Genomic DNA, 23,807 nt, shown 5'->3' with positions numbered 1-23,807 from the left:
AAGAGGACAGCCTTACTGATATGGATCGCCTGGTATCCGAACAGCCAGCATGCTGTGATGCTGAATGAACTGATCATGATTGGATGTGCCCACATGAACCTTCCCTCCTTTTGCTTTTTATTTTGGATGGGATGGATCAAGGGCGGCGATCACATAGTTCGATTGATAAAAGACGGGATAGATAAATGCAGGTTTGCTGCGGCGGCTGAACAAGATAATTGGGACAGCCAGCACCAGCAGAAACAGCAGCGGAAAAGGTTCCTCCACAGCTGGGTTTATCAGCCAAAAGGTTTTCTTATCATCCGCTTTCAGCGGTGCCGAATGATCATCATCGGCTGATGAGACATTAGCATTATAATGGCTGTGATCCTGCAGGATTGGATGGGGAGATAATAAGAAGAACAAGAATGTCAGCGAAAGTATGATTTTCATGCTCTATATCCTCCCTTCCGTGTTTAACTTTCATGATACACCTTTTTCAGAAAGAAAAAAAGAATAATATTCTGAAAATTAACTAAAAATGAGATTTTCTTTCATTTATACATAGAGGCAGGAATTGTTCTTCCTAGAAAATCTTATCGATAAACCATATAATGGGTATCAAGAAGGGGAGGGATCTATTATGGGAGCAGAGATGAAGTGGGATTTAGAGACATTGATCAAGCGGGAGGAGTTTCCTCATTTTTTACATAAAGTGAAAACAGGCATTCAGGATTTTGAAGAGCTTGTTGGTAACTGGCAGGTTTCTTCCGGTCCTGAGGATGGACTTCGGCTGCATGAAGCTCTTGAAGCGGGAAGCGCCAGTCAGCAAACGGCAAGGGAGGCAAGTGCCTATATCAGCTGTCTGATGGCTCAGGATACAACAGATACAGAGGCAGCAGGCTGGCAAGTGCAGCATCTGCAATCTGTGGCAGCTCTGCTGAATGCTTTTAATCTATTGGATCAGAAGCTGGCTGAAATGGAGGATGGCTTTTTCCAGGAACTGATCCAATCAGAGCCGCTGAACCAGCTTCGCTTTATCTTGAACGAACGCCGGGAAAAAGCCAAGGAAAAGCTTTCGGCGGAGGAAGAGGCCTTGATTACACAGCTTTCACTTGATGGATATGAAGGCTGGGGCCAGATGTATAATACGATTGTCAGCACGATTAAAATCCCGTACGAGGAAAATGGAACGGTGAAGGAATTGTCAGCCGGTCAGGCGCAAAATCTCTTTTCCCATCCAGACCGGGCTGTAAGGGAGCGGGTCTTTGCAGCATGGGAAAAGGCATGGTCGGAAAAAAGAGAATTGCTTGCCAGAACGTTGAACCATTTGGCTGGATTCCGTCTCAGTGTCTATGAAAAAAGAGGCTGGGATCATGTACTGAAAGAGCCGCTGGAATATAACCGGATGGAAGAAGCAACGCTGGACAATATGTGGAAGGCGATATCTGATCAAAAAGGAAAACTCGTTCAGTATATGAAAAGGAAGGCAGAACTATTGGAAATCAGGAAGCTTGGCTGGGCGGATGTTGATGCTCCCCTTGCTGTTGGTCCATCCGATACGTCGGCGATGAGTTTTCAGGAGGGGGCAGACTTCATTGTCCGCCAGTTTGAAAAGTTCGGTCCAAAGCTTGCGGCCTTTGCCAAAAAAGCCTTCGAGGAAAGGTGGATCGAGGCAGAGGACCGCCCGAATAAGCGGCCGGGCGGATTTTGTACGGGATTCCCGCTGTCCGGGCAATCGAGAATCTTTATGACATATTCCGGGACTCCGTCCAATGTTTCCACTTTGGCTCATGAGCTGGGACATGCTTATCATTCCTACGTCTTGCAGGATATTCATCCTTTAAACCGGGGATATGCGATGAATGTGGCTGAGACCGCCTCCACATTTGCGGAGATGATTGTGGCGGATGCATCCGTCAAGGAGGCTGACAGCGAGTCTGAGAAGCTTTTGCTGCTGGATGACAAGGTTCAGCGTTCTGTGGCGCTTTTAATGAACATTCATGCCCGCTTCCTTTTTGAAACAAGGTTTTATGAGGAAAGAAAGGCAGGTTATGTGACAGCCGACAGGCTCAGTACTTTGATGGAAGAGGCACAGAAGGAAGCTTTCCAAGATGCCTTGGCAGATTATCATCCAACCTTCTGGGCTTCAAAGCTTCATTTCTATATTACAGGTGTTCCGTTTTATAATTTCCCATATACCTTTGGCTATTTGTTCTCCCTTGGCATTTATGCGAAGGCAGAGGAAGCGGGAGGGAATTTCGAGGAAAAATATATATCCCTCCTAAGTGACACAGGTTCTATGAAGGTGGAGGATCTGGCCATGAAGCATCTGGAAGCTGACCTTACGAAAGAAGCGTTTTGGAGCGATGCGGTGGGAATTTGTGTAAGGGATATTGAGGAATTTCTTGAGGTGACGGACCCGCTTGTCCGAAAGGCATAAGCCTGTCTGTCCAAAAGCACTGAATGGGACACCTGTCTGCTTGAAACCTTAAATAAGGAAAGGCATCTCTCAGAATCTTACTTTTTATGTGGTATAGTTAAAGCCTGCCAGTCACGGCAGGCTTTTCTTAGATTTTTTTTACTTTTAACGGACTGATCATTAAGATGGATAAGAGACTGAGCAGGATCATGAAAATGACAGGGGGGCCATAAGGAATGGCAAGGCAGCTTAGGGCAGCCGCACATCCTGCTGCTGTAATGGGCAGCCCTGTAAAAAAGGCGGTGCAGCCGCTGATGTTGAACCGGGCGAGCCGCAGTGCGCCGCATCCGGCATAGAGTATAACACAGAAGCCGCCAACGGCCCCAAGTTCATGAAGGATTCCCTGGTATAATAGAAGAGCGGGGGCAAGCCCAAATGAAATAATATCTGAGAGGGAGTCGAGCTGTTTCCCAAAATCCGAAACGATGTGAAGCCTTCTGGCTGCTGCGCCGTCGAGACGGTCGCATAAAGCGGCCAGAAAAATGAGAAGCATGCCGGTATAGATTTCGTTTTCCATGGCGGCCAGAATCGAGCTGCCGCCGAGCGAAAGGCTTAATAAGGTCAGAATATTCGCCGTTTGCGTCTTCATTTTACGAAGTGTTTGACTGAAGGTATGAAGAAAGAACAAATTTATCTCCTTTCCAGAACCGTATTCAATTTTGCGGAGGTTTATTATATAATGATATTTTTCGAAAAGGTAAATGATTCCTCTCATTTATATATGAGGAAGAGGCGGTGGGAAAATGCTGCAGTCAATCTATCGGCTGTTTATTGAACTGACAAACGGAAGAATCACATCAGGACTGCTGAGAAGATTCAGCCAATCTAAATGGAGCAGGCCCTTTATTCCATTATATACAAAGGCCTACAGGCTGAATATAGGGGAAAGCATGAAGCAGATCGGTGCTTATGAAACCTTGCATGATCTATTTACACGGCAATTAAAAGAAGGGGCACGGCCGATTACAGAAGATGCTTTAGCCGTGGCAAGCCCAGTGGACGGAGTATTGGAGGATGTTGGAGAAATACAGCCGGAAAAGCAGATTATCGTGAAAGATAAAGTGTACTCCATGACAGAGATGTTCGCAGATGAACCGACCCTTGAAAAATATCTGGGTGGCCGATATGCCGTTCTTTACTTGAGTCCGAGCCATTATCACCGGATTCATGCGCCGGTTACAGGATCTGTCCTTAAAAGGTGGACGCTCGGGAAGAAATCCTTTCCGGTGAATCGCTGGGGCATGAAATATGGCAAGGCGCCGCTCTCCAAAAATTATCGGACCATCACAGAAATGGAAACGGTAAACGGGCATGTTGCCATTGCGAAGGTAGGGGCCATGTTTGTCAATTCGATTGTGATCACGGATTCATCCAATGAATTAAAAATCGGACAGGAATTTTCCTATTTCAGCTTTGGTTCAACGGTTGTTCTATTTTTTGAAAAAGGATGTTTTGAAATGGAGACGTCTCTCTCTGTTCCTGCCGATGTCCATGTCGGTCAGAAAATCGGTACGCTGAGCCGCCTAAGCGGCTGACAGGCTGACCTATTTGCCAGCCATGTCTATATATTTGAATTCTGGAGGACAGGGATTCTGTGGGATAGAGACCGTCTGTGGATTTCCGTCTCAATTAACGTAATGAATTCTTCGCTCAGTTTCAATTGCCGGGCTTTGAAATACGACTCCAATAATAAGTCATCCGAAAGTTTGTGCATGACGGGGCCCTTAAGGCCATTCACCTCCAGTAGGGAATATTCCTGGGAATAAGATGTCCGATTCTTGCATATATTGGTAGGTCATCTTTGATGTAATCTAACTTTAGCAGAAATAAAACACCGGAACAATCCTCACATTATCCACATAGAACAGGGGATAACTTGTGGTTAATCTGTTAATAAAAACCAAAATCCGAGGTAAAATAAATGACAGAGTGTGGGTAACTTTATCCACAAATGGAGAAACTTGTTTTTTTGTCGAAAAGTATTTTTGGAACACGCTGTTTTTAGGCAGTTATTTAAGAGTAAAGAATGCGGGTCAGAATAAGACTGGACACTGCGGGTGTAAAAGAGTGACTTTTCTTTCTTTTGAAACAATGGGAAAAATTCGTTATGATGGAAACGGTATTCATCATTTGATAGAGGTGTAATAATGCTAAAACATTTTTTGCCGAGTGAACATGTGCAAAGTATTTTTGAGATAAAAGCAGAAGATTTAAAAAAGAGAGGCATAAAGGGCATTATCACGGACCTGGATAACACACTTGTTGCATGGGACAGGCCGACTGCCACGCCGGAATTGATCAAATGGTTTGATAATATGAGAGACCATGGGATTTTAGTGACCATTGTGTCTAATAATAATGAAAACCGGGTGCGGACCTTTTCGGACCCGCTTCATATCCCTTTTATCCATCAGGCGAGAAAGCCGCTGACGAGAGCCTTTAAAAAGGCGCGTGCCAATATGGGGACAAAGCTTGAAGAGACGGTGGTCATCGGCGACCAGCTTTTGACCGATGTCCTTGGAGGCAACCGGGTCGGCCTGCATACCATTTTGGTTGTGCCGGTGGCGACAACGGATGAGTTCCGGACGAAGATCAATCGTTATTTCGAGCGCAGAATCATGAGGTTTTTTAAACGAAAAGGAATGATAGAATGGGAGGAACGCAATTGAGTCACGAGGAGTTAATCTGTATCGGCTGCGGGGTTAAAGTGCAGACCGATGATCCGAATGAACTGGGCTATGCGCCGAAATCCGCGCTGGAAAAGGAAATGATCGTCTGCCAGCGCTGTTTTAAACTGAAGCATTACAATGAGGTGCAGGATGTTTCACTGACCGATGATGATTTTCTGAAAATCCTGAACCGGGTCGGCGAAACGGATTCCTTGATTGTGAAGGTTGTCGATATTTTCGATTTCAATGGGAGCTGGCTTCCGGGATTGCACCGATTTGTCGGAAGGAATGATGTCCTTTTGATCGGCAATAAGGCAGATCTTCTTCCAAAGTCAGTCAAGCAGAATAAACTGATTAACTGGATGAAGCAATCAGCGAAAGAGCTTGGCCTGAATCCGGTTGATGTTCTGCTCGTAAGTGCGGAAAAGGGCAAGAACATCGAGGAGGCAGCGGAGGCGATTGAGCATTACCGCAAAGGACGGGATGTCTATGTGGTTGGCTGCACGAATGTCGGGAAATCGACCTTCATTAATCGGCTGATTAAGCAGGTGAGCGGGGAAGAAGATGTGATCACGACTTCCCATTTCCCTGGAACGACCCTGGATATGATTGAAATTCCATTGGACGATGAACGGGCTTTGATTGATACCCCGGGAATCATCAATCACCACCAGATGGCTCATTTCGTGGATAAGCGGGACTTCAAGCTGATTATGCCGAAAAAAGAGATTAAACCGAAAGTGTACCAGCTGAATGAGGAGCAGACCTTGTTTTTCGGAGGGCTTGCACGCCTTGATTATGTATCAGGAGGCCGACGCCCGCTGACTTGCTATCTTTCCAATGAGCTGAATATCCACCGCACTAAATTGGAGAAAGCGGATGAGCTTTATGAAAACCATGCAGGCGAGCTTCTGACTCCGCCGCGCATGGAACAGATGGATACTTTTCCAGAACTTGTGCCCCATCAATTTTCCCTGAAGGAAGCGAAGATGGATATTGTCTTCTCCGGTCTTGGGTGGGTTTCGGTGAATGAGCCGGGAGCCAAGATTGTGGCCCATGTCCCTAAAGGCGTTAATGTAATGGTGCGCAAGTCGTTGATTTAATTTTAACCGGGCGGTGACGAGATGAAAAAGATATATGGCGTAATTGGTGATCCAATCGCCCATTCTATGTCCCCAGCCATTCATAATGATGCATTCAGGCATCAGGGGATAGAGGCGGCGTACCATCACTTTCATGTGAAGCCGGAAGATTTGCAGGATGCCGTGAAGGGTATGAAAGCTATAGGGGTATCTGGTTTTAATGTGACCATTCCTCATAAGCAGAATATCATTCCGCTGCTGGACGAAGTGGACGAACTTGCCCTTGCCATCGGCGCAGTGAATACGGTCTCCTGGGAAGAAGGGCGCTATGTAGGGTATAATACAGATGGAAAAGGGTTCTATAAGTCGTTAAGCGATTTATCAGAAGGCGGTCTAAAGGATTCGAGAACCTTGATCATCGGTGCGGGAGGTGCGGCCAGGGCCATCTATTTCACGCTTGTTAAAGAAGGCGTCCGAAATGTGGACATTGCCAACCGTACAGTGGAAAGGGCCGAGAAGCTGATTGCAGACTGTCCGTATGAATGCGAATCACAGGCTCTCTCGATTGCAAAGGCGGAAGAAATGCTTGCGGAGTATGAGCTGATTATACAGACCACATCTTCCGGAATGAGTCCGAATCTTGACGGTATCCCGTTAAATCCGGAGCAGATCAAGCAGGGAACGCTGATCAGCGATATTATCTATAATCCGCTGAAAACGAAACTGCTTCATGACGCGGAACAAAGAGGAGCTGTGATTCAGAATGGACTTGGAATGTTTGTCCATCAGGCGGCTCTCGCTTTTGAAATCTGGACAGGCGTTCACCCTGATACAGCCAGAATGCAGGAAATTGTTTTGAACAAACTAGGAGGTCACACATGCTGACAGGTAAACAGAAAAGATTTTTACGATCAAAGGCGCATCACCTAAATCCCATTTTTCAAGTGGGCAAAGGCGGCGTGAATGACAATCTCATCAAACAAATCGGTGAGGCTTTAGAAGCGCGGGAGCTGATTAAAGTAAGCGTTCTTCAAAACTGTGAAGAGAGCCGTGAGGACGTTGCAGGCAGCCTTTCAAAGGGAGCCCGTGCTGAGTTGGTGCAGGTTATCGGAAATACGATCGTTTTATATAAAGAATCGAAAGAGAACAAACAACTTCAATTACCGTAAAGGAAGTTTACTATGAGAAAAATCGGCATCTTAGGAGGGACGTTCAATCCTCCGCATATTGGGCATTTAATTATTGCCAACGAGGTATTGGACGCTCTGTCGCTTGATGAGGTGCGGTTCATGCCTAATCATACCCCGCCTCATAAGGAGAAGACAGGGGATGTTTCTGATCTGGACCGTCTGACAATGCTTGAACAGGCACTCGACGGCCATCCCTCCTTCTTCATTGAAGATATTGAATTGGAGAGGAAGGGGACATCCTATACCTATGATACGATCAAGCTTCTGATGGAGCGGGAAAGCGATGTGGAGTATTACTTCATCATTGGCGCCGACATGATTGAATACCTGCCTAAATGGCATCGGATTGAGGAATTGGCAGAGCTGATTCAATTTGTCGGAGTGAAGCGTCCAGGTTATAAGGACGAAACTGAATATCCGATTATCATGGTAGATGTTCCGCAAATGTTCATTTCTTCTTCCATGATTCGCCGTAAGCTCCGCACTGGAAAAACGGTGAAATATTTAATCCCTGATCCTGTTGTCAGGTATATTAAGGAGAATGATTTATATGAATCGTGAGGAAGCTCTTGCGCTTGTTAAGGAGCAGCTGACTGAGCGCCGTTATATTCACACACTTGGCGTGACCGACTGTGCAATTGAACTGGCAGAACGTTATGGAGCGGATGTGAAGAAGGCGGAACTGGCAGCCATTTTTCATGATTATGCCAAGTTTCGTCCGAAAGAGGAAATGCAGCAAATCATTCTTTCTGAAAATATGGATCCTGCCCTGCTTCAGTACAATGAAGAACTGCTGCATGCCCCGGCGGGAGCCTATCTGGTAGAAAAAGAAGCCGGGATTACAGATCCGGAAGTGCTGGATGCCATTCGCTACCATACTTCGGGTCGGATTGGAATGACTCTTTTAGACAAGGTGATTTATGTCGCTGATTATATTGAGCCGGGCCGGTCATTTCCGGGTGTCGATGAAGTCAGGGAAACGGCGAAACATAATTTGGATCATGCGCTCATTCAGGCTTTGAGAAATACGATTGTTTTTTTAATGACAAGAAACCAGACGATTTATCCGGATACGTTTCAAACGTACAATGACTTAATTTTTAAATTGAAGGAGAAGATGTAATGACTGAACGTGAACTGCTGTCCCTCGCGGCAAAAGCTGCAGACGATAAAAGGGCAGAGGATATTGTGGCTCTAAATATGCAAGGGATTTCTTTGGTAGCGGATTACTTCCTGATTTGCCACGGAAATTCAGAAAAGCAGGTCCAGGCGATTGCCAGGGAAATGAAATCCAAAGCAGATGAAGCCGGAGTAAATGTCAAGCGCCTTGAAGGCTTTGATGAAGCGAAATGGGTGCTTGTGGACCTTGGAGATGTGATTGCACATGTCTTCCATAAGGACGAAAGAAGCTACTACAACCTTGAACGGTTGTGGGGAGATGCACCAACGGAAGATTTGCAAAGTGAATTGACTCCATGAGTTACGAGCGCTTTGCCTATGTGTACGATGAGCTGATGAAGGACGTGCCCTATGATAAATGGCTTGAGCTTTTGACGGCGAAGCTTCAGAAATATAAGATCATGGGTTCTCAGGTACTTGATCTCGCCTGCGGCACGGGGGAAATCACTCTGGAGCTGGCTAGGCATGGCTTTGAGGTTACAGGAGTCGACTTGTCCGAAGAAATGCTCATGGTGGCTCGTGCCAAGGCGGAGAAAGAACGGCTGAACATTCCTTTTTTTCAGCAAAATATGGCTGAATTGGAAGGGCTCGGTCAATTTGACTGTGTAACGATTTTTTGCGATTCGCTGAATTATTTACGTACGGAACAGGATGTCTTGGATACGTTTGCGGGCGTGTCCAGGCATGTAAAACCGCAGGGACTGTTTTTGTTCGATGTCCATTCGGTTTATAAGATGGAGCATATTTTTCAGAATCAGACGTTTGCCGTGAATGATGACCGTGTATCCTATATTTGGAACTGTTTTCCGGGCAGCGAACCATACAGTGTCGAACATGACTTGAGCTTTTTTGTGCTGGAGGAAGAAAGCGGACTGTATGACCGCTTTGATGAATTCCATTCCCAAAGGACTTATCCGGCTGAAACATATCAGACCTGGCTTGAAGCGGCCGGTTTTGAACTTTTGGAAGTGCTGGGCGATTTGGAAGAACAGCCGGTTCAGGCAGACACAGAGCGGATTTTATTTATAGCCAGAAAAAAATAAAAAAGTGAACCGGTGCCGCACTCCAGAAGTTAGAGTTCAAAATCTAACTTCTGGGGTGTTTTTCTATGGTGAAATATAGTAAAGAAACGAAATTAAGAATCGTAAGGGAATATCTATCAGGTAGTTTAAGCTATCATCAATTAGCCCAAAAATACGGCATACCAAATCGTACTTCCATACAAAACTGGGTACGTTCTTATAAAGAATATGGAGAAGCAGGCATAGAAAGGAAACGGGGAAAACAAGTTTATTCTGTTCAATTCAAACGTACTGTATTACACTTTATGAAACAAACAGAGGCTTCTTACTATGATACAGCGATGGAATTTAATCTGAATAACCCTTCTTTAATTGCCAATTGGAGAAGGAAATTCTTAGATGAAGGGATAGAAGGCCTCGAAGAAAAAAGGAAAGGACGGCTTCCTATGTCTAAAAAACCAAAATTGAATGGATCTAAGCGGGGAACAGAATCTCGTGAAGAACGGTTAGAACGTGAAAATGAACTGCTTCGATTAGAGGTAGCGTATTTAAAAAAGCTAAACGTTTTTCAGGAGAACCCGGATGCCTTCCTCGAAAAGCACAGGCAGCGCTGGCATTCGAACTCCGCAAAGAAGGATTCCGATTAATCGATGTCCTTGAAGTAGTAGGGATTCCTGAAGCTACGTATCATTATCACATCCAACAATGCAAGAAAGAAGATCCTGATCAAAAATGGAAAGATATCATTCTAGAATTGTTTAAAAAACATAAAGGACGATACGGATACCGCCGGATTCATTCGGAATTAAAGGCACACGGTCATGTCATCAATCATAAAAAAGTGCAGCGAATTATGGGGGAGCCAGACTTAAAATGTGGAAAATTCACACGTAAATCCCGCTATAATTCCTACAGAGGGAAGGTGGGGAAAGTGGCTAAAAACGTTTGATCCGTCGGTTTACTGCACCTTACCGCCTTCAAAAATTAGTAACAGATGTGACAGAGTTTAAATGTACAGGAAATGAAAAACTGTATTTAAGTCCGATAGCAGACCTTCATAACGGTGAAATTATCTCTTTCGGCCAAAGCAGGCAATACGAATCTAGGGATACGGATTGGCTTTCTGAATGGAAACGGGAGCTGGGTGTACATATATAAAATGAGAAAAAAGCTGACGAATGATGCCGTCAGCTTTCTTTATGTGCTTGCTTAAAACTCCTCATACTCCGCCGGGTCTTGACCGTTTATGCGTCCGTCGGGGCGGGTAAGCGAGCTGATAATGTTCATGTCGTTTTCATCAAGGGAGAAATCAAAAACAGAGATGTTTTCGAGCTGGCGTTCTGGGGATGCTGATTTTGGGATCGGGATGGCGCCCAGCTGGATATGCCAGCGTAAAATGACTTGAGAAATGGTTTTATCGTATTTGTCCGCAATCTGTCCGAGTTTTTGATCGTTCAATACTTCACCGGCGCGGGCTAACGGACTCCATGATTCTGTCACGATGCCCTGTTCTTCATGCCATTGCCGCTGCTGCTGCTGATTAAAAGCAGGATGCAGTTCAATTTGGTTTATGCCTGGCTTTACGCCGGTTTCACGTTCGAGCCGTTCGATATGTTCAGGCAGGAAATTGCAGACACCGATGGAGCGGATCAGGCCCCATTTTTTCGCATCAATCAGTGCCTGCCACGCTTTAGTGTAGAGGTCTTGTTTCGGGTTCGGCCAATGGACGAGATACAGGTCATAGTAATCCAGACCGGCGCGGTATAAAGATTCTTGAATGGTTTGTACAGCTTTGTCATATTCATGGTAGCGTCCCGGAAGCTTGGATGTCACGTATAGCTGCTCTCTCGGAACAGAGCTTCTCTTGATGGCTTCTCCGACCGCCCCTTCATTTTCATAGTTATAAGCGGTATCAATCAGACGATAGCCGATATCAATGGCGCTGGTAACGGCATGAACGCCGTTGTTTCCATTAAGAGCGTATGTACCGAAGCCGATCGCGGGAATGCTTGTCCCATCCAGCAGTTTCTTTTGCGGAATTGCTGCAGTCATCTTAAACCCCTCCTTGTTTTCTACTTTACCATTCTTCTTACAAATGAAACATCGATATTAGAAGAAAACGAGATAATCCACATATAAAAAAGCTGACGGAGAACCGACAGCTTTAAATTTGAAACATCCATGCTACGACAGGTCCGAAGACTGACCCTAAAACGGCGCAGAGCGTCATGGAGACAGAACTCATGGAGACCGTTAATTCTCCGTATTCCATTGCTTTTGAGGTGCCGAGCGCATGGGAGGCGCTCCCGAATGCAATTCCTTTCCCGAGTGAGCTGCGGATGCGGATCCACTTGAGAAGCAGCGGCCCTAATATGACGCCGGAAAACCCTGCAATCATAACGAACACGACTGTCATGGAAGGGATACCGCCGATACTGGACGCAATCTGAATGGCGACGGGAGTCGTGATTGATTTTGGGATGATGGACAAAATCAAACTCCGGCTGATGCCGAATAGCTCAGCAAATAACAGGCCGCTGACCATTCCGGAGAATAGACCGGCCAATACGCCGCCGATAATCGGAAACATATACTTGATTAACATCCGGCGCTGCTTATAAAGCGGGTATGCTAAAGCTACCACGGCGGGGCCGAGCAGTGAATTGATCCATTGTCCGCCGATCATATACTCTTTATACGGAATATGAAAAAAAAGCAGCACGGCAATAATGAAAATCGTAGTCGTCAACACGGGTATGAGAATGGGATATGGAAAGCGCACATATAATTTCACCATGGCCAGATAGGCGGCGGCCGTGAACAAAATTATAAGGATTGCGATACATGCTTGCTGCACTTCTTTTTCTCCTTTCTCTGATTGGCTTTATGTTCTAACAGCTGGCTCGCGTACCCTGCGGCGATCATTGTGACGATGGTGCTCAGCACGACGATTAAAAACAGGGCCGCTCCGCTGGCGGAAAACAGTGACGGATAATTGATGACGCCCGTCATGGCCGGAATGAATAGCAACGGAAGAAAAGACAGCAAAAATCCGGCTCCGTCTTCAATCAGTTTGACGGGAATGATCTTAACCGATAAACATATGATGAGCAAGATTAAGCCGATGATACTGCCGGGAATGGGCAGGTGAAAGAGCTGCTGAACGGCTCCCCCGATAAAGGAAAATGCGAATAAAATAATGATTTGCAGTATGATGCGTATGACTTTCACAACGTTGCTGTTCTTTGGAGAAGAGCAGCTTCCCCCTTTCTTGTTGCTTCGATAAGTTTCTTTACTTTTGGCACATATATTTGTACTATACAAATATATGTATGCAAAATCTTTCTATATGTTTTCTGAGTAAATGTTCATATGTTTGTATTATACAACTAATGTTTCTGTTGTCAATTGTAAGGAGTGAGGCGTTTGTCAAAACAAGATCCGATTGAATTAATTGAATATGAGCTCACCACTTTTATCAGGAGGGCTGTATATCTCGATAACTCCGACCGTAAAATCGGAAATCTGGAAAGAGCTGCGTATCTGTTATTACGGCAGCTTGATGAATTCGGACCGGCGCGTGTGAAGGAATTGGCCGAATGCTTTAAATTGGATATATCTACGTTGTCTCGCCAGGCCGCGGCCTTGGAAACGAAGAAGCTGATCCAGCGCTTCTCCGATCCTTCTGACGGGCGGGTCAGTCTGTTTGCGATTACGAAGCTTGGCAAACAGAGCTTAAAAGCTGATAAAAGGATGCGTCTTGAGCGATATCATCGCATGCTTGATGATTGGTCCGGCGAGGAGAAAGAAATGTTCGGCAGGCTTTTGCTGCGGCTGAATGAGGCATTTATCGATTAGTGAATGATTTTGCCAAGGTAAGCAGGATGATGGCGTATGAGAGGGAGAATGAAAGAGAGTATGGCTTAGCAATATTTATAGAATAGGGGGTGGATCACCATCGCCTTCTTCTACTAGCCATCGACGATTTCTTTTAATTGGTTTAATTTCATTTTCATTCCTCCGCTATTTACTGCGTATTTGGTATTCATATCGTTTAATCGTACTGTCTATTAGTTATTTTGAAAATAGCTCTTTGAATTTATTAAATTTCTGAATTGGATTATTTAAGAGAATCAAAAAAGGCATCCAGCGGCCATATGGTTCTCGTTAATTAGATTTCTTTTTGTCCGAAAAGTTACATTTAATATTACATATTTAAAAAGAGCCACATGTGCAGATAATGCAGCCATGGAGAATTTCTTTGGGAATCTGAAACAGGAAATGGATGATGGAGAAGAACTCCTGTCGTATGGTGGGCTTAAGAAGAAAATAGCAGAGTACATAGAGTATTATAACAACATACGGTTTAAGCAAAAATTGAATGGCTTAAGTCCAGTGCAATACCGAACTCAAACCAGCCAATCAGCTGCATAATATAAACTCTAACTTTATGGGGTCACTACCACCTCAAACTGTTTGAGGATTGCTTTTTTGTGCTGAAAAAAGACCGGGAAACCCCGGACGTTCTTCTTGATGAAATTTTTATAAGTGCTGGGAAGGATTGCAGCAAAGCAATACAGAATATTAATATATGGGCCGGAATTGTTTCTTTGTTTCGCCCAGATCTTCTGCGAATTTTCCGTGTGTTGCCTGAAACAAGTGCTTGAACATATCTCCTGTCTCTTCCTCTAAAACCTTTATTCCTTCTCCGGTAATCCCGCCTTTTACACAAACCTTTTCCTGCAAAGTAGGCAAGGTGTAAAATCCTTTGCTTAACAGGTCCCCCAGTCCGATCAGCATATTTTCCGTCAGAATGGTCGCTGTTTTTTTATCAATTAATGTGGTGTCTGAAGCAGCCTGGATGAAGGACTGAGCAAGAAAACTAAAAAAAGCCGGTCCGCAGCTGACAATATCGGATGCCACCCTTGTAATATTTTCTTCAATCGCAACAGGCTTTGAAATGCCTTCTGCCAATTTTGTCAGTTCTGCTTTCCATTTTCGCTGGCATCTGTCACCGAAGCTGAGCAGTGAAACGCCGGACAGTGCCCGATTTGTTATGCTGGGGATGAAACGGGCGCATGAACAGATGAGTTCCGATTCAAGCTGTGATACGGAAATTGGGCTGGTAATCGACACGACGAATTGATCCCTTGTCAGATGTGATTTGATTTCCTGCAGCAGACTGTGTATCTGCAGGGGCTTCACACAGATAAAGAGAATATCAGCTTTCTTTGCTATATCAACAGCTGTACTGGCTACTTCAATTCCACGATACTTTTCCTTCAGGGCGGCGGCTTTCTTGGGCGTGCGGTTTGTGATAATCAGGTCAGCCGGAATGACCGTACCGGACTCAAGCCAAGACTCAATTAAGATGGTGCCCATATTGCCTGTTCCTATAATCCCGAGTTTCACTATTTCCAACTCCTCTCGATGAAGAGAACTTCTCCTAATCACTATGATGGATTCTATGATCTTATGACATGAAAAATGCAGGGGGTGCTGTATGGATCTGATACAGAAATATAAAAAATGGCTTGCTGCTGCAGCAGTGATCGCCTGTTTTGCGGGGTATTTTTTATGGCAGGAGAAAGAAGAGAAGCCTGATGCCCAGGCAAACCTGTTCACCGCTGCGGAACCGGAAGCATCAAAAGAACCGGAAGAGCCTGCTGAACCAAAGAATACTGTAATGAAAGTCGATGTGAAAGGAGCGGTTAAATCCCCCGGAGTATTCATTGCCAAACCGGGGGACAGGGTCATCGATTTAATCGATCAGGCAGGAGGATTTACTGAGAAATCTGATCAAAAGAAGGTGAATCTCGCTCAGCTGGCAGAAGATCAGATGGTAATTTATGTGCCTGCGGAAGGGGAGGAGGAAACAGAGACGCAAGCGCCGGAGGGAAGTTCCGTAACGGAAGCAGGAGCGGAAACGGGAATGACGGGAACAGCGGGTGCTTCCGGCGACGGGAAAATTAATTTGAACACGGCCACTAAAGAAGAATTGGAAACTCTTAACGGCGTAGGTCCGTCAAAATCTTCTTCCATCATTGAATACAGGGAAACAACGGGCAAGTTCCAAAGTGTTGAGGATTTAAAAAACGTATCAGGCATTGGGGATAAAACATTTGAAAAGCTGAAAGAACATCTTACCGTTAATTAGCAGCACAGGAAGGCAGGGGAGGGGTACCCAATCATGCCGGCAAAAGGTAAAATAGAGAAAAGGACAGAGAAAGGAAGAGGAAAAACATCATGGATCGGATAAGCTGGGATCAATATTTTATGGCACAAAGCCATCTGCTTGCATTAAGAAGCACATGTACCCGTCTGACGGTCGGAGCGACGATTGTCCGGGATAATCGAATCATTGCAGGAGGATATAACGGGTCTATAGCAGGCGGAACTCACTGTATTGATGACGGCTGCTATGTGATTGACGGACATTGTGTCCGGACGGTTCATGCTGAAATGAACGCCCTTTTGCAATGTGCTAAATTTGGCGTGCCTACGGCGGGAGCTGAAATATATGTCACCCATTTCCCTTGCCTTCAATGCTGTAAATCCATTATTCAGGCAGGAATCCGGGCGGTCTATTATGCAGCGGATTATAAAAATCATCCATATGCCGAAGAATTGTTCAGGCAGGCAGGTGTACATACGGAAAAAGTCCCGTATCAGCAAGTGCTGGATGCGCATGGACAGGAAAAATTAGATTTCGTTTCTTCCTTGCTCAGCCGGATGAGCGATGCGGGAGTAAAAGCAGAAGAAATAGAGAAAATGAGGGAAGAAGCCGAAGAATTATTTATCAGGCGGAAATAAGGGGGTTTTGAATGAACCGAAATCTTCTTTTTATGGCCGTCTCCGCCACTTTTGGGGTGACGGCTCTTTCCTTGTGGGGAGCGAAATATATATATGTCTTGCTTTTGTTCTGCCTTTATCTTTTTTACCGCTTCCGTCAGGGAAAAAGAATTCTGCTTCTTTATGCTGCAGCATTTCTGCTGTTTGCTGCAGCTGCCTATCATGCGGAGACTCGCAATGTCACCGGTTATCAAGGGGATGAACGGCTGCTGCAGGTGACCTTTACCGGCAGCCCGGACATTGACGGCAATCAGCTGAGGGCCGTCATACAAAGTGAAACAAAAGAAAAAATAATGCTGAGATACACGATTCACTCTGAAGAAGAAAAACAATTCCTCCAAACTAACTTCAAAATGGGAATGACCTGCCCGTCTTCGGGAAGGCTGACCGCCCCTGAACCAAACCGCAACGAAAACAGCTTCAATTATCAATCCTACCTTCACGCTCAGCACATTCATTGGATTTGGAAAGCGGACAATCTTTCCTTTTCCGCCTGCATGAAACCGAAAAAAACGCTGGGGAATGCTGTCAGGCAGTATCGGTATGCAGGATTGCAATATGTGTATCAGCATTTTCCTGAAGATTCGGCTGGATTTGCCGCAGCCCTTATATTCGGCGACCAGAAGATGATCGATGAGAAAATACTTTCTGATTATCAAAAACTCGGTCTTGTTCATTTGCTTGCCATTTCAGGGCTACATGTAAGTTTTCTGACAGGGATGCTGTTCTTCCTTTGTATCCGTTTCGGCATAACAAGGGAAAAGACGATGCTGCTGATGGTGTGTTTCCTGCCGATGTATATGATTCTGTCGGGCGGGGCGCCTTCTGTCGTCCGCTCAGGCATCATGGCTATGGTCTTTTTTATAGTTTCTTTGCAAAAAAAGAGCGGATCTGCAGCTGGGATACTGGCGGCTGTATATATGCTGATGCTTCTTTATAACCCTTTCTTTATTTACCAGGTTGGCTTTCAGCTTTCGTTTGCTGTCACTTTTTCCATCATCCTTTCTTTGCCGATTATCGGCAGGTACAGCCAAAAAACGGCTGCCCTTCTAGTCATCAGTGCGGTTTGCCAGCTTGCTGCAATGCCTTTGCTTGTTTACCATTTTTTTGAGGTCTCCTTCCTTGGTGTATTTTTAAATATCCTGTTTGTCCCCGTTTACTCCGCTGTTCTTTTGCCAATGTCCATGCTTTCTCTTCTGCTGCATGTTTTGTCTCCTGCCTTGGGAAACCTGATTATTTTACTGCTCGACAAGGCGTTTGCTATCTGCAATGCTGCCGCTGGCTTCGTTTCTGATCTGCCGCTGTCTTCTGTTGTTTTGGGCAGGCCAGTTTTTTTGGTTTCCTTGCTGCTGCCGCTTTTAAGCATTCGTTTGCTGCTCAGCTGGGAAATGTCTGGTTTGAAAAATTCAAACGGCTGGTCCCTTTTGCTATGCTTGCTGCTGCTGTTTCAGTATGGGAGTCCGCTTCTTTCGTCCAAGGGTGAGGTTCATTTTATCGATGTTGGCCAAGGAGATGCAATCTTGATCAGGCTTCCCCATAATCAGGGCAATTACTTAATTGATACAGGGGGACAGCCGATTTTTGACAGAGAAGAGTGGGAAGAAAGGACGTCATCCTTTTCTACAGGGGATGACACGATTATACCGCTATTGAAAAGCAAGGGAATCCGTCATTTAGATCGCTTGATTTTGACTCACGCTGATCAGGATCATATTGGCGGGGCTGCTGATCTTTTGGATCAAATGAAGGTGAAGGAAGTGATGGTTGGAAAAGGGAGTGAAATGGATTACCGCCAGCAGGATTTCATGATGAGGGCTGTGAATGATGGGATTCCAATCACTGCTGTAAAAAAAGATCATGCATGGACTGAGGGAGATGCGAAGTTTTATGTGCTGAATCCGGCAAAACGATTGTCAGAAGAAAAAAACGAGTCCTCTATTGTGATTCTGGCACAAATCGGCGGGATAAGCTGGCTGTTTACCGGTGATGCCGGTACAGATACAGAACGGGAAATGCTTCAATCGTTTCCTCAGCTGAAGGCGGATGTACTGAAAGTTGGACATCATGGCAGCAAAACCTCGACCTCAGAGGAACTGTTGCAGCAACTCCAGCCTCAGGCTGCCATTATATCAGCGGGAAAAGGAAATCGTTATGGGCATCCGCATTCAGAAGTGACGGAAGCGCTTGAGCGGAGCGGTTTCCGTATATTTCGGACGGACCGGGATGGGGCTGTCATTTATACTTTTGAAAAACAGACTGGAACCTTTAAAACGGTCCTGCCATAAGATGCAAGTAGTAAAGCGAATCCCGCAAGCGCTGCAAAAAAACCATGAAAAAAAGAGACTGCTGCCGGCAGCCCCTGCTTAAAGGATCATGCTTATTCGGTTTAATCAGGCTGCAACGGCTTTGATGACAACGGCTATGATAAACATGACGGCAAAAAATAAAAAAGAGCTGACGAAGCCGATGATGGAGTCTGAGACGTCATTTGTTTTGGATTGGACGTTATTTTCAAATTCGTTCATTTGGCAACCCCTCCTATTTATTGTAAATAGTATAAAACATTGTCAGAGAAAAAGCTATACATCCGTTGTTCGTTTTCCTTTACTGACAAGAGTTGTCACAAATAGTTTGGAATCCGGAAGGTCAAAATAAGCGTACAAAGCAGCTGGACAGATCGCTGAATTATCCGCTGAAAAAGGAGTATCCCGGGAGCTCCGGCCCAGCGTTCACATAGATTGGGGAATGGTCTTTTCGAAGGCCATTCCTTCAAATGCCTGGAAGTTTCCTTTATAGCTTGTCAAAATCATCATGGGACTATACCATTAGATTGACTACATAATAAAAGAGGCGGGTTTCTTTGGTATTAGATGTGTGGAAAGATATAAAAAAAGGGAAGTTTGCTCCCGTTTATTTACTATATGGCCAGGAAGGCTATTTGATTCAGGAAACGAAGCAGCTGCTGGCGGAAAATGCCCTGACTGAAGAGGAAATCGATTTTAATTTTTCCCAGTTTGACATGGAGGAAACGCCAGTTGAAACCGCACTTGAGGATGCGGAAACCATGCCATTCATGGGAGAAAGGCGGCTTGTTTTTGTGCAGAATCCCTTTTTCCTTACTGCGGAAAAAAACAAGTCGAAGGTCGAGCATAATATAAAGCGCCTTGAAGCCTATTTGGCGGATCCGGTTCCGTACTCTGTACTGGTTTTCATTGCTCCTTATGAGAAATTGGATGAACGGAAGAAAATTACGAAGGAGCTGAAACGCCGTGCTGCCGTTGTCGAAGCCAAAAAGCTCGGCGAGCACGAACTGAAGGTGTGGGTACGGGAAAGGGCGGCAGAGAGCGGCGTGCAGATTGATGAGCAGGCCATTGACCGTCTTCTTGAACTGTCCGGAACGAATCTGATGATGCTGACAAATGAAATTGATAAGCTGTCTCTTTATGCGGGAGAAGAGAAGAGGATTGAGCCGGCTGTCGTGGAAAAGCTGGTTGCCAAGTCACTTGAACAGAATATCTTCACGCTTGTGGATCATATTTTGCAGCGAAAAGTCGAAAGCGGGATTGCTATACTTCGTGATCTTCTTCGGCAAAATGAAGAGCCGATTAAAATTCTCAGTGTGATGGCCGGACAGGTAAGGCTTTTATATCAAGTGAAGGAATTATCGAGACAGGGGTACAGCCAGCAGAAAATTGCCGGACTCATGAAGGTTCATCCCTACCGTGTGAAGCTTGCTTTGGAAAAGGTGAGAAGGTTTGAGGAAAGGGAGCTGATGGCGATGATGGCGGAAATGGCCGAAGCAGATTACCGGATGAAAACCGGACAGGGGGATAAAACTCTGATGCTGGAACTTCTGATGATAAAAATAAAAGAAGGACGGCCTTCCTAATGGAAGGCACAAAAAAAGCGCACTGTATACAGGCGCTTTTTGCTTTCTCATATTATGCGTTAAGAGCGTTAAGTCTTTTCGCTAAACGAGATTTTTTACGGGCTGCCGCATTTTTGTGGATTAATCCTTTAGATGCAGCTTTGTCTAATTTTACAGCAGCTGTTTGAAGAGCAGCTTTTGCAGCTTCAACGTTATCACCAGCTAGTGCAACCTCAGCGTTTTTAACTGTAGTACGCATAGTTGATTTCACAGTAGCGTTATGAACGCGGTTTTTGTCGTTAGTCTTTACGCGTTTAATAGCAGATTTAATGTTTGGCATGCCGTTCACCTCCTACAAAGAAATCGAGATACAAGAACTCGACTTTTCAAATCCATACCAAATAGCACAAATGTTATTCTATCAGACTGCACATGAATATGCAATAGTCAGATTGAGAATCGAAAAGGAATTATACAACGTATTTTTTTATCTCGTTACCGCCTATTATAGCAAATAAATGAATAATTAAAAAGACAAAACGGAACAATGTTAAAAAGACTATGGAAAATACTAGATTGGTGAAATCAGGAGGTCCGTTTTATGGAGAATTTAGATTTGAGCCAGTATGGTTTGCGTACGGATTTGGCCGTAGAGGCGAGGAATATGGTCATTGAGAGCAGAGGTGTCTCTGAGGAAGAGGATGTATCCAAAATTGAGGGAGTCATCATCAAGGAAAAAGAGGTGGATGATCTTAAGGTTTCTTTAATAGAGGTAACAGCGGCAGGTGAGAAGGAAATCGGCAAGAAGCAGGGAAGCTACCTGACGTTAGAAGTGCAGGGAATCCGTCAGCAGGATACAGAAACGCAGAAGAAGGTAGAGAAGGTATTTGCCAGCGAAATGGCTCAATTTCTGAAAAAGAACCAGATTGGAAAGGAAATGAGCTGCCTTGTGGTCGGGCTGGGGAATTGGAATGTCACCCCGGATGCGCTGGGACCGGCTGTCGTTGAAAATCTGGTTGTTACCCGCCATTTATTTGAACTCCAGCCAACATCGGTTGCGGAAGGATATCGTTCAGTCAGTGCCATATCACCTGGAGTCATGGGAATTACCGGAATTGAAACAAGCGACATTATAAAGGGTGTCATCGAGAAGAGCAAGCCGGACTTTGTCATCGTAATTGATGCTCTTGCCGCCCGTTCTCTTGAAAGGGTTAATTCAACGATCCAGATTTCAGATACAGGGATTCATCCTGGATCGGGGGTAGGCAACAAGAGGAAGGAATTGAGTAAGGAAACGCTTGGAATTCCAGTAATTGCCATCGGGATTCCTACTGTTGTGGATGCGGTATCGATTACGAGCGATTCGATTGACTTTATTTTAAAGCATTTCGGCAAAGAGCTTAAGGAAGGAGACAGGCCATCAAGGGCTCTTTCGCCGGCGGGCTTCAGTTTTGGGAAAAAAACGAAATTAAAGGAGGAGGACTTACCGGGCGAAAACGAACGGCAAACCTTCCTTGGAATGGTCGGGATTCTGCCGGAGGAAGAGAAACGCAAATTGATTCATGAAGTTCTCTCACCGATCGGCCACAATCTGATGGTTACTCCAAAAGAAGTGGATGTCTTTATTGAAGATATGGCCAATTTAATCGCCAATGGGCTGAATTCTGCCTTGCATGATTCCATCAATCAGGACAATTCCGGCTATTATACACGCTGAAGCATAAGGGGCAGCCGGTCTTGCGGAGCTTTTATATAAAACAGTGAATGAAAAGATGTTCTACCCACTCTAGCAAAGTCATATCTATTTAGTAGACATGCTATAGAGAGGGTGCAAGGATGAAAAGAAGAATACCAATCGGGTTCATAACAGTGATCCGCGGCTCAGCCCTAGTAAAAAGTTTTCTAACCGTCGCAGCCTTGCTTCTTTTAGTATTTACGATTAGCGGTATTATGACTTCCCTTAAGCCGGAGTATCGGATCACTTCAGATTCGGTCCATACGGTAGCCAACCAGTTCACCGGAAAGATGCTATTCTCGATGCTGGCAACAGAGAATCATCATTTTTATAAAGTCCTGCCGGAAGGAAAAGAGGATACGGACATTGCCGGCAGATTGATGAAGCTTTCTGCCAATGTTTCGATGGATGATCCCAGAAGTCTGCTTGGCCGTGAGCTCCCCGGTTTTTCCATTTTTGACAATGAAATTCTGGTCGCAGGGGAAGGGACCAACTATACGAATATGCCGTTTGAGTCTGCCCCTCCTGCTGATGTACTGACAAAAGAAAGAGAAGCTGCCCTGCAGAATGTTGAGGAGATTGAAGAAACAAATGAGGCTCCAGCCGACAGCGAGAAAGCCGCGGAGAAAAAACCGGCACAGACGACGAATGGGAGAAGGGTCGTTGAAATCTACCATACCCATAACCGGGAATCTTTCCTTCCTTATTTAAAAGGAGTAACTGACCCGAATATGGCCAGCCATTCGAAAATTAACATTACCAGGGTCGGCGATCACCTGGGCAAAGCACTTGCTGACCGAGGTGTTGGGGCGAATGTAGATAAGACAGATATTATGGACCGGCTGAATAAAAAAGGGCTGAACTATCCAAAGTCTTATCAAGAATCCAGAGAAGTGGTTCAAACAGCAATGGCCGACAATAAGGATTTGGAGTATTTCATTGATATACATCGAGATTCCCATCGGAAAGATCAGACGACGATTACGATTAATGGAAAGAAATATGCGAAAATTGCTTTTGTAATCGGCGGTAAAAATCCAAATTATGAAAAAAACCTTGTGCTTGCCAATAAATTGCATAAAGCGCTGGAGAAAAAATACCCAGGCCTGTCGAGAGGAATTATTAAGCATAACAGTTCTGGGAATAATAGTGTCTACAACCAAGATTTATCGGCAAATGCCATGCTGATTGAAATAGGCGGAGTCGATAATACGTTTGAAGAGATGTATTTAACTGCCGATGCGTTCGCCGATGCATTCAGTGAAATGTATTGGGATGCCAAAGCGGTCGATAACACAGCCGGTGACAAGGAAGCTGAGTAAGGAAAGGAATCGGAATGTGATGGCTAAATTTACATTGAAATGCACGTGTCTGATCCTTGTGCTGTTTTTAGGAATTATCATTGGGATGCAGCAGGCAAACCAGGGCATGAAGAAAATGAAAGGATATGATGACCCATCTCTGAACAGCGCTTTCACAGTGAGCGAGACGGATGACGGTGAGATGGAAGCGGCGATCCTGGGCGAAAGGGTAACGAGCCATGATCTGGAAAAGAAAAAGGAAAAGCTGGAGGAAATGAAAGCTTTCAATTTATTTTCTTCTTTGGGCAGGCAGCTGGGCGATGCGATATCAGGAGCCTTTCAGAAATTAATTGACTCTGTGTAGGCCGGGGAAAAACAGAAGAAAAAGCAGGCGGAGAGGTGAGCAGTTGATTCTCCGCTTTTTGCTTGCTTAAAAATAGTATGCAGT

At 45.1% G+C, this 23,807-nt stretch carries 32 protein-coding genes; 23 read left to right on the top strand and 9 right to left on the bottom strand.

Annotated features, from left to right (window positions below; all coding sequences use genetic code 11):
• Nucleotides 1-117: 117 nt before the first annotated feature.
• Entirely contained in the window at nucleotides 118-432 is a 315-nt protein-coding gene (locus BQ4305_RS06035; protein ID WP_110926956.1) for a hypothetical protein, read from the bottom strand.
• Nucleotides 433-622: 190 nt separating this feature from the next.
• Here BQ4305_RS06035 and BQ4305_RS06030 point away from each other — a divergent pair, with 190 nt between their 5' ends.
• Entirely contained in the window at nucleotides 623-2,422 is a 1,800-nt protein-coding gene (locus tag BQ4305_RS06030; protein WP_110926955.1) for a M3 family oligoendopeptidase, read from the top strand.
• A 127-nt stretch (nucleotides 2,423-2,549) separates the two neighbouring features.
• Here BQ4305_RS06030 and pssA read toward each other — a convergent pair whose 3' ends face one another.
• A complete protein-coding gene (gene pssA, locus BQ4305_RS06025) occupies nucleotides 2,550-3,089 on the bottom strand; it encodes a CDP-diacylglycerol--serine O-phosphatidyltransferase (protein ID WP_407640138.1) in 540 nt (179 codons plus the stop codon).
• Nucleotides 3,090-3,204: 115 nt separating this feature from the next.
• On the opposite strand from pssA, the gene BQ4305_RS06020 reads away from it, so the two are divergent.
• Entirely contained in the window at nucleotides 3,205-3,996 is a 792-nt protein-coding gene (locus BQ4305_RS06020) for a phosphatidylserine decarboxylase (protein ID WP_110926953.1), read from the top strand.
• A gap of 26 nt (nucleotides 3,997-4,022) precedes the next feature.
• On the opposite strand, the gene BQ4305_RS06015 is transcribed toward BQ4305_RS06020, so the two are convergent.
• The gene (locus BQ4305_RS06015; RefSeq protein WP_110926952.1) at nucleotides 4,023-4,175 is read right to left on the bottom strand and encodes a sporulation histidine kinase inhibitor Sda; all 153 of its coding nucleotides are present in this window, start codon (nucleotides 4,173-4,175) and stop codon (nucleotides 4,023-4,025) included.
• A 164-nt stretch (nucleotides 4,176-4,339) separates the two neighbouring features.
• Between BQ4305_RS06015 and BQ4305_RS06010 the strand changes: the two genes are divergently transcribed.
• From BQ4305_RS06010 to BQ4305_RS05955, 12 genes are all read left to right on the top strand, one after another.
• Nucleotides 4,340-4,606, top strand: a complete 267-nt coding sequence (locus BQ4305_RS06010; protein WP_110926951.1) for a hypothetical protein — start codon at nucleotides 4,340-4,342, stop codon at nucleotides 4,604-4,606.
• Nucleotides 4,607-4,608: 2 nt separating this feature from the next.
• Nucleotides 4,609-5,130 (top strand): YqeG family HAD IIIA-type phosphatase, encoded by a 522-nt coding sequence (locus BQ4305_RS06005; protein WP_110926950.1) that lies wholly within the window; start codon nucleotides 4,609-4,611, stop codon nucleotides 5,128-5,130.
• A complete protein-coding gene (gene yqeH, locus BQ4305_RS06000) occupies nucleotides 5,127-6,233 on the top strand; it encodes a ribosome biogenesis GTPase YqeH (protein WP_110926949.1) in 1,107 nt (368 codons plus the stop codon). The genes BQ4305_RS06005 and yqeH overlap by 4 nt, the downstream gene beginning before the upstream one ends.
• Nucleotides 6,234-6,254: 21 nt before the next feature.
• The gene (aroE, locus tag BQ4305_RS05995) at nucleotides 6,255-7,097 is read left to right on the top strand and encodes a shikimate dehydrogenase (RefSeq protein ID WP_110926948.1); all 843 of its coding nucleotides are present in this window, start codon (nucleotides 6,255-6,257) and stop codon (nucleotides 7,095-7,097) included.
• Nucleotides 7,091-7,381 carry a ribosome assembly RNA-binding protein YhbY gene (yhbY, locus tag BQ4305_RS05990; protein WP_110926947.1) on the top strand — a complete coding sequence of 97 codons (291 nt, stop codon included), beginning with the start codon at nucleotides 7,091-7,093 and terminating at the stop codon, nucleotides 7,379-7,381. The genes aroE and yhbY overlap by 7 nt, the downstream gene beginning before the upstream one ends.
• Before the next feature lie 12 nt (nucleotides 7,382-7,393).
• Entirely contained in the window at nucleotides 7,394-7,963 is a 570-nt protein-coding gene (locus tag BQ4305_RS05985; protein ID WP_110926946.1) for a nicotinate-nucleotide adenylyltransferase, read from the top strand.
• A complete protein-coding gene (yqeK, locus tag BQ4305_RS05980) occupies nucleotides 7,953-8,525 on the top strand; it encodes a bis(5'-nucleosyl)-tetraphosphatase (symmetrical) YqeK (RefSeq protein ID WP_110926945.1) in 573 nt (190 codons plus the stop codon). Before BQ4305_RS05985 ends, yqeK begins: the two co-directional genes overlap by 11 nt.
• On the top strand, nucleotides 8,525-8,881 hold the full coding sequence (gene rsfS, locus BQ4305_RS05975; protein ID WP_110926944.1) for a ribosome silencing factor: 357 nt from the start codon (nucleotides 8,525-8,527) through the stop codon (nucleotides 8,879-8,881). Before yqeK ends, rsfS begins: the two co-directional genes overlap by 1 nt.
• Nucleotides 8,878-9,624 carry a class I SAM-dependent DNA methyltransferase gene (locus BQ4305_RS05970; RefSeq protein WP_110926943.1) on the top strand — a complete coding sequence of 249 codons (747 nt, stop codon included), beginning with the start codon at nucleotides 8,878-8,880 and terminating at the stop codon, nucleotides 9,622-9,624. Before rsfS ends, BQ4305_RS05970 begins: the two co-directional genes overlap by 4 nt.
• Before the next feature lie 65 nt (nucleotides 9,625-9,689).
• Nucleotides 9,690-10,250 (top strand): helix-turn-helix domain-containing protein, encoded by a 561-nt coding sequence (locus BQ4305_RS05965; RefSeq protein ID WP_110926942.1) that lies wholly within the window; start codon nucleotides 9,690-9,692, stop codon nucleotides 10,248-10,250.
• Nucleotides 10,136-10,552, top strand: coding sequence for an IS3 family transposase (locus BQ4305_RS22215; RefSeq protein ID WP_110926941.1), 417 nt, complete (start codon nucleotides 10,136-10,138; stop codon nucleotides 10,550-10,552). The genes BQ4305_RS05965 and BQ4305_RS22215 overlap by 115 nt, the downstream gene beginning before the upstream one ends.
• On the top strand, nucleotides 10,549-10,761 hold the full coding sequence (locus tag BQ4305_RS05955) for a hypothetical protein (RefSeq protein ID WP_110926940.1): 213 nt from the start codon (nucleotides 10,549-10,551) through the stop codon (nucleotides 10,759-10,761). The genes BQ4305_RS22215 and BQ4305_RS05955 overlap by 4 nt, the downstream gene beginning before the upstream one ends.
• 51 nt (nucleotides 10,762-10,812) lie before the next feature.
• On the opposite strand, the gene BQ4305_RS05950 is transcribed toward BQ4305_RS05955, so the two are convergent.
• The 3 genes from BQ4305_RS05950 to BQ4305_RS05940 all read right to left on the bottom strand — a co-directional run bounded on the left by BQ4305_RS05950 (nucleotide 10,813) and on the right by BQ4305_RS05940 (nucleotide 12,834).
• Nucleotides 10,813-11,655: an aldo/keto reductase gene (locus BQ4305_RS05950; protein ID WP_110926939.1), complete on the bottom strand. Its 843-nt coding sequence runs from the start codon at nucleotides 11,653-11,655 to the stop codon at nucleotides 10,813-10,815.
• 112 nt (nucleotides 11,656-11,767) lie between these two features.
• Nucleotides 11,768-12,460: an LrgB family protein gene (locus tag BQ4305_RS05945; protein ID WP_110926938.1), complete on the bottom strand. Its 693-nt coding sequence runs from the start codon at nucleotides 12,458-12,460 to the stop codon at nucleotides 11,768-11,770.
• On the bottom strand, nucleotides 12,430-12,834 hold the full coding sequence (locus BQ4305_RS05940; RefSeq protein WP_110926937.1) for a CidA/LrgA family holin-like protein: 405 nt from the start codon (nucleotides 12,832-12,834) through the stop codon (nucleotides 12,430-12,432). Before BQ4305_RS05940 ends, BQ4305_RS05945 begins: the two co-directional genes overlap by 31 nt.
• A 195-nt stretch (nucleotides 12,835-13,029) precedes the next feature.
• Between BQ4305_RS05940 and BQ4305_RS05935 the strand changes: the two genes are divergently transcribed.
• Together BQ4305_RS05935 and BQ4305_RS22210 are read left to right on the top strand one after the other, a co-directional pair.
• Nucleotides 13,030-13,461: a MarR family winged helix-turn-helix transcriptional regulator gene (locus tag BQ4305_RS05935; RefSeq protein WP_110926936.1), complete on the top strand. Its 432-nt coding sequence runs from the start codon at nucleotides 13,030-13,032 to the stop codon at nucleotides 13,459-13,461.
• A 297-nt stretch (nucleotides 13,462-13,758) separates the two neighbouring features.
• Nucleotides 13,759-14,037 (top strand): IS3 family transposase, encoded by a 279-nt coding sequence (locus tag BQ4305_RS22210; protein WP_407640144.1) that lies wholly within the window; start codon nucleotides 13,759-13,761, stop codon nucleotides 14,035-14,037.
• Nucleotides 14,038-14,187: 150 nt separating this feature from the next.
• Here the strand turns inward: BQ4305_RS22210 and comER are convergent, their stop codons facing one another.
• Nucleotides 14,188-15,015: a late competence protein ComER gene (gene comER, locus BQ4305_RS05925; RefSeq protein ID WP_110926934.1), complete on the bottom strand. Its 828-nt coding sequence runs from the start codon at nucleotides 15,013-15,015 to the stop codon at nucleotides 14,188-14,190.
• 91 nt (nucleotides 15,016-15,106) lie between these two features.
• Between comER and BQ4305_RS05920 the strand changes: the two genes are divergently transcribed.
• From BQ4305_RS05920 to BQ4305_RS05910, 3 genes are all read left to right on the top strand, one after another.
• Nucleotides 15,107-15,760, top strand: a complete 654-nt coding sequence (locus BQ4305_RS05920; RefSeq protein WP_110926933.1) for a helix-hairpin-helix domain-containing protein — start codon at nucleotides 15,107-15,109, stop codon at nucleotides 15,758-15,760.
• Between the two features lie 89 nt (nucleotides 15,761-15,849).
• Entirely contained in the window at nucleotides 15,850-16,416 is a 567-nt protein-coding gene (locus tag BQ4305_RS05915) for a ComE operon protein 2 (protein WP_110926932.1), read from the top strand.
• 11 nt (nucleotides 16,417-16,427) lie between these two features.
• Nucleotides 16,428-18,740 (top strand): DNA internalization-related competence protein ComEC/Rec2, encoded by a 2,313-nt coding sequence (locus tag BQ4305_RS05910; protein ID WP_110926931.1) that lies wholly within the window; start codon nucleotides 16,428-16,430, stop codon nucleotides 18,738-18,740.
• Nucleotides 18,741-18,845: 105 nt separating this feature from the next.
• Here the strand turns inward: BQ4305_RS05910 and BQ4305_RS05905 are convergent, their stop codons facing one another.
• Nucleotides 18,846-18,980 (bottom strand): YqzM family protein, encoded by a 135-nt coding sequence (locus tag BQ4305_RS05905; RefSeq protein ID WP_110926930.1) that lies wholly within the window; start codon nucleotides 18,978-18,980, stop codon nucleotides 18,846-18,848.
• A gap of 335 nt (nucleotides 18,981-19,315) precedes the next feature.
• Here BQ4305_RS05905 and holA point away from each other — a divergent pair, with 335 nt between their 5' ends.
• Entirely contained in the window at nucleotides 19,316-20,344 is a 1,029-nt protein-coding gene (holA, locus tag BQ4305_RS05900) for a DNA polymerase III subunit delta (RefSeq protein ID WP_110926929.1), read from the top strand.
• A 52-nt stretch (nucleotides 20,345-20,396) separates the two neighbouring features.
• Here holA and rpsT read toward each other — a convergent pair whose 3' ends face one another.
• Nucleotides 20,397-20,663 carry a 30S ribosomal protein S20 gene (rpsT, locus tag BQ4305_RS05895; protein WP_110926928.1) on the bottom strand — a complete coding sequence of 89 codons (267 nt, stop codon included), beginning with the start codon at nucleotides 20,661-20,663 and terminating at the stop codon, nucleotides 20,397-20,399.
• A gap of 261 nt (nucleotides 20,664-20,924) precedes the next feature.
• On the opposite strand from rpsT, the gene gpr reads away from it, so the two are divergent.
• The 3 genes from gpr to BQ4305_RS05880 all read left to right on the top strand — a co-directional run bounded on the left by gpr (nucleotide 20,925) and on the right by BQ4305_RS05880 (nucleotide 23,723).
• Nucleotides 20,925-22,040 carry a GPR endopeptidase gene (gene gpr, locus BQ4305_RS05890; protein WP_110926927.1) on the top strand — a complete coding sequence of 372 codons (1,116 nt, stop codon included), beginning with the start codon at nucleotides 20,925-20,927 and terminating at the stop codon, nucleotides 22,038-22,040.
• A 119-nt stretch (nucleotides 22,041-22,159) separates the two neighbouring features.
• Nucleotides 22,160-23,380, top strand: a complete 1,221-nt coding sequence (gene spoIIP / locus BQ4305_RS05885) for a stage II sporulation protein P (RefSeq protein ID WP_110926926.1) — start codon at nucleotides 22,160-22,162, stop codon at nucleotides 23,378-23,380.
• A 19-nt stretch (nucleotides 23,381-23,399) separates the two neighbouring features.
• Nucleotides 23,400-23,723, top strand: coding sequence for a YqxA family protein (locus BQ4305_RS05880; protein ID WP_110926925.1), 324 nt, complete (start codon nucleotides 23,400-23,402; stop codon nucleotides 23,721-23,723).
• Nucleotides 23,724-23,807: the final 84 nt, after the last annotated feature.

It is taken from the genome of Bacillus massiliglaciei (assembly GCF_900098925.1).
Taxonomy (GTDB): domain Bacteria; phylum Bacillota; class Bacilli; order Bacillales; family DSM-1321; genus Peribacillus; species Peribacillus massiliglaciei.
This window is presented reverse-complemented; position numbering and strand designations above follow the sequence as displayed.

Coding starts and splice junctions, on each gene's coding strand:
- BQ4305_RS06035 (WP_110926956.1), bottom strand. CDS start 432: ATGAAAATCATACTTTCGCTGACATTCTTGTTCTTCTTATTATCTCCC.
- BQ4305_RS06030 (WP_110926955.1), top strand. CDS start 623: ATGGGAGCAGAGATGAAGTGGGATTTAGAGACATTGATCAAGCGGGAG.
- BQ4305_RS06020 (WP_110926953.1), top strand. CDS start 3,205: ATGCTGCAGTCAATCTATCGGCTGTTTATTGAACTGACAAACGGAAGA.
- BQ4305_RS06015 (WP_110926952.1), bottom strand. CDS start 4,175: ATGCACAAACTTTCGGATGACTTATTATTGGAGTCGTATTTCAAAGCC.
- BQ4305_RS06005 (WP_110926950.1), top strand. CDS start 4,609: ATGCTAAAACATTTTTTGCCGAGTGAACATGTGCAAAGTATTTTTGAG.
- aroE (WP_110926948.1), top strand. CDS start 6,255: ATGAAAAAGATATATGGCGTAATTGGTGATCCAATCGCCCATTCTATG.
- yhbY (WP_110926947.1), top strand. CDS start 7,091: ATGCTGACAGGTAAACAGAAAAGATTTTTACGATCAAAGGCGCATCAC.
- BQ4305_RS05985 (WP_110926946.1), top strand. CDS start 7,394: ATGAGAAAAATCGGCATCTTAGGAGGGACGTTCAATCCTCCGCATATT.
- yqeK (WP_110926945.1), top strand. CDS start 7,953: ATGAATCGTGAGGAAGCTCTTGCGCTTGTTAAGGAGCAGCTGACTGAG.
- rsfS (WP_110926944.1), top strand. CDS start 8,525: ATGACTGAACGTGAACTGCTGTCCCTCGCGGCAAAAGCTGCAGACGAT.
- BQ4305_RS05970 (WP_110926943.1), top strand. CDS start 8,878: ATGAGTTACGAGCGCTTTGCCTATGTGTACGATGAGCTGATGAAGGAC.
- BQ4305_RS05965 (WP_110926942.1), top strand. CDS start 9,690: ATGGTGAAATATAGTAAAGAAACGAAATTAAGAATCGTAAGGGAATAT.
- BQ4305_RS05950 (WP_110926939.1), bottom strand. CDS start 11,655: ATGACTGCAGCAATTCCGCAAAAGAAACTGCTGGATGGGACAAGCATT.
- BQ4305_RS05920 (WP_110926933.1), top strand. CDS start 15,107: ATGGATCTGATACAGAAATATAAAAAATGGCTTGCTGCTGCAGCAGTG.
- BQ4305_RS05915 (WP_110926932.1), top strand. CDS start 15,850: ATGGATCGGATAAGCTGGGATCAATATTTTATGGCACAAAGCCATCTG.
- BQ4305_RS05910 (WP_110926931.1), top strand. CDS start 16,428: ATGAACCGAAATCTTCTTTTTATGGCCGTCTCCGCCACTTTTGGGGTG.
- BQ4305_RS05905 (WP_110926930.1), bottom strand. CDS start 18,980: ATGAACGAATTTGAAAATAACGTCCAATCCAAAACAAATGACGTCTCA.
- rpsT (WP_110926928.1), bottom strand. CDS start 20,663: ATGCCAAACATTAAATCTGCTATTAAACGCGTAAAGACTAACGACAAA.
- gpr (WP_110926927.1), top strand. CDS start 20,925: ATGGAGAATTTAGATTTGAGCCAGTATGGTTTGCGTACGGATTTGGCC.
- spoIIP (WP_110926926.1), top strand. CDS start 22,160: ATGAAAAGAAGAATACCAATCGGGTTCATAACAGTGATCCGCGGCTCA.
- BQ4305_RS05880 (WP_110926925.1), top strand. CDS start 23,400: ATGGCTAAATTTACATTGAAATGCACGTGTCTGATCCTTGTGCTGTTT.